The organism is uncultured Streptococcus sp. (assembly GCF_905372115.1).
GTDB lineage: Bacteria > Bacillota > Bacilli > Lactobacillales > Streptococcaceae > Streptococcus.
The window spans coordinates 1-5,088 of record NZ_CAJPNR010000072.1 but is presented as its reverse complement, the minus strand read 5'-3'; the positions used below and the strand labels follow the sequence as shown (position 1 = coordinate 5,088).

The window sequence follows — 5,088 nt, the reverse complement described above, 5'->3', positions numbered from 1 at the left end:
GCTCCTGAGCGCTTGCCTTGATTTTCATGAACATCAATCCAGCGCTCTGAAAAAGCTGTCTTGACTCGGCTCAAGTAATCCTCACCCAGAATAGCCAGAACTTCCTCAGACTTAGCCAAGGCTTCCTCATAAGTGAACTTGTAGTCTGTCTCTGACAAGGGCGTGTACATATCATACATCTTCAAATCAGAAACGCCTAAAATCTTCGCTCGCAAAGCGATATAACGTTGCAAGAGAGGCAAATGCTTATTGACAGCTGAAACTAAGCTGTCATAAACACTTTCTGGAATAAAGTCCGCTGACAAGGCTGCTTCACGGGCAGATGAAAACTTGCGGACTTTCGCATTGTAGTTGTGAACCTTGACATTGGTCTGCAGAGTCTTAGCATAGGTATGCTGGTACTGCTCGTAGACGCTGTAGAGAGCCTCGTAAGCTTCCTTACGGACCTCTCGGTTCTTAGACTCGACCAGGGTGATATAGTTGCCGTGGCTGAGCTGAACTTCATTTCCATCTTCGTCATGCACCATTGGAAAGACAATATCTGCATTATCCAAGATAGCAAAGGTTTCGCCCGCTGCACCAAAAATTTCACCAGCACTGGCCAATAGCTCCTCTTCGCGCTGTGTCAGGATGTGGGCTTTCTTTTTCAAAAGCTTGTCAAAATAATGCTGATAAAGTTGTAAACCTGGCTGCTCAGCCAGGAAAGCTTGGTACTGCTCTTCTATAATCGCCATGAATTCTGGTTCATAAAAGGCAAAGCTTTGGCCAAAATCGCTGTAAAGAGTCATGCCTTTAGCCTGATACTCTTGGTACTTAGCCACACGTGTATCCTGGTCATTCTTCATGTGAGCATAAGAATAAAGCTTTTCAATACGGCGCATCAAGTCTAGCTGCACTTCAGTCGTTGTTAAGAGACTGTCCGCTGAATCCAGCAAATGTCCAGCCAGATTAGCTGCTTCCTTCACTTCTTCTGAAACCTGCGCCAACTCGGCTTCAAAGGCTTCATCTGTTGGGAAAATTGTACTCAAATCCCAAGTATATTTTTCTTCAATTTCATTTCTTTGTTTTGCCATAAAAAAATCCTCCGACTCCCCTATTCTATCACAAAATTCCACTTTTTATAAAACTCAAGTACCAAAATCACATAGTAGCTAGGCAGACTGACTTAGTTTAAAAAAACTCTTTGAACCCAATTCCTGACCAAACAAAAACTAGATTCCAAAGAGTTCATTGCTAAATTTCTTCAAATTTCGTACTGCTGTTGTCTATAACGCTTACAACTTTTTTAGAAAATTGCCCTTTCATCGAGCTATCTATCTGATCTGCAGCTACTTTCACACTCTCCTGAACAGTCTTTGCGACATCGGTAAAAAGAGTATCATAATTGCTTTGAAGGCTGCTTTTTTGAGCTAACAAAAGAGGAGCTAAAACATTCGTTATAATTTGCTTTTCTATTGCTTTCCTAATTTCTGCCAAATCAGCTGTTTTAGATGGTGAAAAGTAACTTTTTACTGGTGCTGAAGCTATTTCTGATATAAACATAGACTTTTTCCTTTCCTCTACTCTAAACAGCAGATTTATTTAGAATCACGAAGACGACAATAGCTATCTTCAATTTCCCATTCTAAACGGCGTCTCTGCTTAGAGAATGTTTCCAAAACTTTCTCATCTTTTAGATCAAGATTTTTCAATTCCTCACTGCTAGCCTCTTCTGCCAACATATCATAGGATTCTATATACTGATTTAAAGCCTGCCATTCGATACTAGTGTCCCTTTCTTGGTTCCGTAAAATAGCAGTCGCCATTTCATACTCTTCTTGTAGCATGTCGGAAAAAGCTTTTTTCTTAGATAGGATGATATCTCGTTCTTTATCAATCTTCAAACGTTCCCTCTGAAGTTCTGAGTATAGTTCCACCATCTCTTTTTCTTTTTTAGCTATATCCTGCTTCATTGATTGATTTGGTTCCATTGCTCAAAATCTCCTGCTAATGTTTGATCCCTAGCCAGCAACAACTCAATACCAGCTTCAATCTGACCTTGCAAAACGCTAAAGGTAATTCGAAGCATCTGAAATTTAGACAATCGAATATAAAAGTGCTCTTGCAAAGATGCGACCAATGATTGATAATCTGCACCTCCAGCCTGATAGGCTACAGCCACCTCATCTGGACTAAGACTGAAGCCCTGAGGAACCTTTTCCAACTGCTCTGCTAGCTTTTCTGCTTCGCTAACAACCCGATCTCTAGCCTGCTGCAAAGTGTCATAGCCTAGTTTGATCACATTTACTAAATTTTGAACAGTTGCCTGGGCTTGAACACTGTCCAGATAAATCTTTTCATTACTGCTAAATCCACCCTTAGACAGATACTTCTTCATATTCTGGTAAGGAATCATATTGGCTTTGATGGTATCCTTGATAGTCGTCTTTCCTGTCCCATCCATAAGCACAAAATTTTTATTTTTATCGTAGATATAGCCCTCCATCATATGCTGAGCACCTATTTCCTTTTCGACAGTCGCAATATGATGTACAATACCAGCAGCATTTTCACTGCCAGATAAGCTGTAGCCTAAGCTGACGATATCCTTATGGTCGATATGATTAAAGATCTTATACTTAGCGCTATCCAGTCGTGCCTGCTGTTCCTTGGGCAAGAGAGGATAGATATTAGGGCCATTGTAGATATGGACTGTGCCAATATGGCGCATCTCCTCCTCTGTCAGAGTGGATAGAGCATACTGGATATCCATAGAACCCAAAGAGTGTCCGTAAAGATCAATCTTGGCATTAGGGTACTTACGAATGGTTTCCTTAAGATGCTTAGCCGCATCCTTAAACTGAGCCGGAGGAAACTCTTGTGTCTTTTTGAGATAACTAGCAGCTACCAAAATATTCGGTGCAGCAATTCCTGTCGTGAAAGTTCCGCCAGAAACACCTGCAAGATTTGATATAACATTCTTCCTCAGCTCATTAAAGGGATTTTTATTGAAAGAATTAAGGCTCTGCTTCACTGCTTGACCAGCATCTTTATTAAAGATTCCGACTACATTTCCTATCTTATTACTTACGTCTCGATCTGCCTTATCTAGTTCTTCTCGGCTTTTTTGAGTAATCATATTTTTTGAATGACGATAAACAAAAGGGGTAGCATATTCTACTGCACCTACAGGTCCCAGACGGTGAGATGCCGTCACAAAGTCTGTAGGCAGCCAATCCGTAACAGTATCGTGGATTAACTTAGGAGTGTGCGTCTTGGTCTGAGAGCCCTGCATCATGACTGTCACATCCTGCACCTGAGCACGCTCAGCATCCGAAGCGGAGTAAGGGACCGGAGATTGCTCAGGTCCTTTACCATTATTTGTAAATACAAAAACTTGCTCTTCATGGCCATTTACATTGTCGTATACCTGAGAAAGATTACCAATGTATCCATTCTTACCAGCTATTGAATAATTTTTCCCAAATTCTAATTCACGATACTCTACCAAAGCTGCTGCAACATTCTGCTTATCATTGTACTCTGCATTATTAGCCATGTTAATTCTCTCCTAATAACTCACTCAATTCTTGTGGAATACCATATGATACAACTTCATATTCTCCAGTATCTTCTTCTTGAACAGTCATATCAATATTCAAAACTTCATTCCCATTAATAATTATATAAACATTTAGTCCACCCATAGGATTATAATCTAACTTATCCTTTTGAATTTCATAGGATTTAATCTTTCCTTCTGGTGTCAAAGCTTTAGGATCTAAACCTTTGAGAAAATTTTCCAAGGCTTTCTTCATCTTTTTACTTTCTGAAATCTGAAGAATTTCTTCTTTTTCTGACCGACTGTTTAGCATACTGCAACCTCCTAAAAACATAGCTGAACTGAGCGTGATGATACTCAGAAAAATAATAACTATTTTCTTCATGATAGCTCCTTTCACTTCTCATCTTTGCTAAAGCTGGATCCTTAGCAAAAATGGGAAACTAGATTTAGATTAATGTTTTATATTGATTATTATACTATTTTTATCGAGAATATGAAAGCGGAATCATTGTTAGAAGTTCGTAAAGATATAAGCTTGTTCTTCATTGTCATGTACATTGTCGTAAATTTGGGAAGCAGTTCCAACATAGGTTTCGTCACTTAGTTCAACCTCTTGATTAACATTTTTTATCTAATATTCTTGCAATGCAATATCAACTTTTTTCTTATCACTTAATGCTTTATCATATGTCATTCTCCCCTCAATTTCTTTGCAAGTTCACCAGAGATCACGTACCCCATATGTTCTAGCTTCCCATCAGACTCTTCCATCAATGTTGTGGTAATCGTTAGTTCTGGATTATCATTAATTATAAGTTCAACGATTAATCCTCCCATGGGATTATAGTCTAATTCATCTTTATTAATTGAATATTCTTTTATAATCCCCTCCTCTGTCAATGCTTTAGAATCTTCCTGTCTTAGTAATTCTTCTATTGCTCTCTGCGCTTTCTTCCCCTCTGCAATCTGAATCATTTCTTCTTGTTCTGACCGACTGTTTAGAATGCTGCAGCTTCCTAGAAACATAGCTGAACTAATCGTGATGATAGTCAGAAAGATGACAAAATATTTCTTCATGATGACTCCTTTAGTTTGTTACCTTTGCTCAAACTGATGTCCTAATGAAAATGGATTTGGATTAATGTTTTATCTTATCATTGTTATACTTTTTTTAGAAGTCTCAAGTACTCCAGTACGGATAAAGAGTTGTAAAGACAAAAACTCGTTCTCCATCACGCTTGATATTTTTATAAATTTGGGAGACGGTGCCTAAATAATCCTCCCTTTTACATCATATTCTTTACAACATGCATACTCCCATACTCATATAAATAAGTTCCAACAAGTTGTTTATCTTCATATTCTCTAACATCAACAGGGTTTTTATAATCAGGCGTATTACTTTTCTCCTCTAATTAGCTCGTTAAATTCCGGAGACATGCCATAACCACCCGTCTCGTATTCGCCAGTAGTTGAATTTTCTTGAAAAGTCATGTCTAATTCAAACTTCTTATTATCATTAATTATTAAATAGATGTCTAATC

Annotated in this window: 6 protein-coding genes; all 6 read right to left on the bottom strand. The window is 38.5% G+C overall.

Annotated elements, in window-relative coordinates; all coding sequences use genetic code 11:
• A partial coding sequence (locus QZ169_RS11345) for a M3 family metallopeptidase (RefSeq protein ID WP_295507124.1) occupies positions 1-1,073 on the bottom strand: 1,073 nt, incomplete at its 3' end.
• 160 nt (positions 1,074-1,233) lie between these two features.
• Positions 1,234-1,542: a hypothetical protein gene (locus QZ169_RS11340; RefSeq protein WP_295507123.1), complete on the bottom strand. Its 309-nt coding sequence runs from the start codon at positions 1,540-1,542 to the stop codon at positions 1,234-1,236.
• Positions 1,543-1,577: 35 nt separating this feature from the next.
• Entirely contained in the window at positions 1,578-1,952 is a 375-nt protein-coding gene (locus QZ169_RS11335; RefSeq protein ID WP_367113055.1) for a hypothetical protein, read from the bottom strand.
• Positions 1,949-3,538, bottom strand: a complete 1,590-nt coding sequence (locus QZ169_RS11330; RefSeq protein ID WP_295507119.1) for a hypothetical protein — start codon at positions 3,536-3,538, stop codon at positions 1,949-1,951. The genes QZ169_RS11335 and QZ169_RS11330 overlap by 4 nt, the downstream gene beginning before the upstream one ends.
• Position 3,539: 1 nt before the next feature.
• Positions 3,540-3,926, bottom strand: coding sequence for a DUF1310 family protein (locus QZ169_RS11325; protein WP_032914211.1), 387 nt, complete (start codon positions 3,924-3,926; stop codon positions 3,540-3,542).
• A 308-nt stretch (positions 3,927-4,234) separates the two neighbouring features.
• Positions 4,235-4,621 (bottom strand): DUF1310 family protein, encoded by a 387-nt coding sequence (locus tag QZ169_RS11320; RefSeq protein ID WP_295507116.1) that lies wholly within the window; start codon positions 4,619-4,621, stop codon positions 4,235-4,237.
• Positions 4,622-5,088 lie beyond the last annotated feature (467 nt).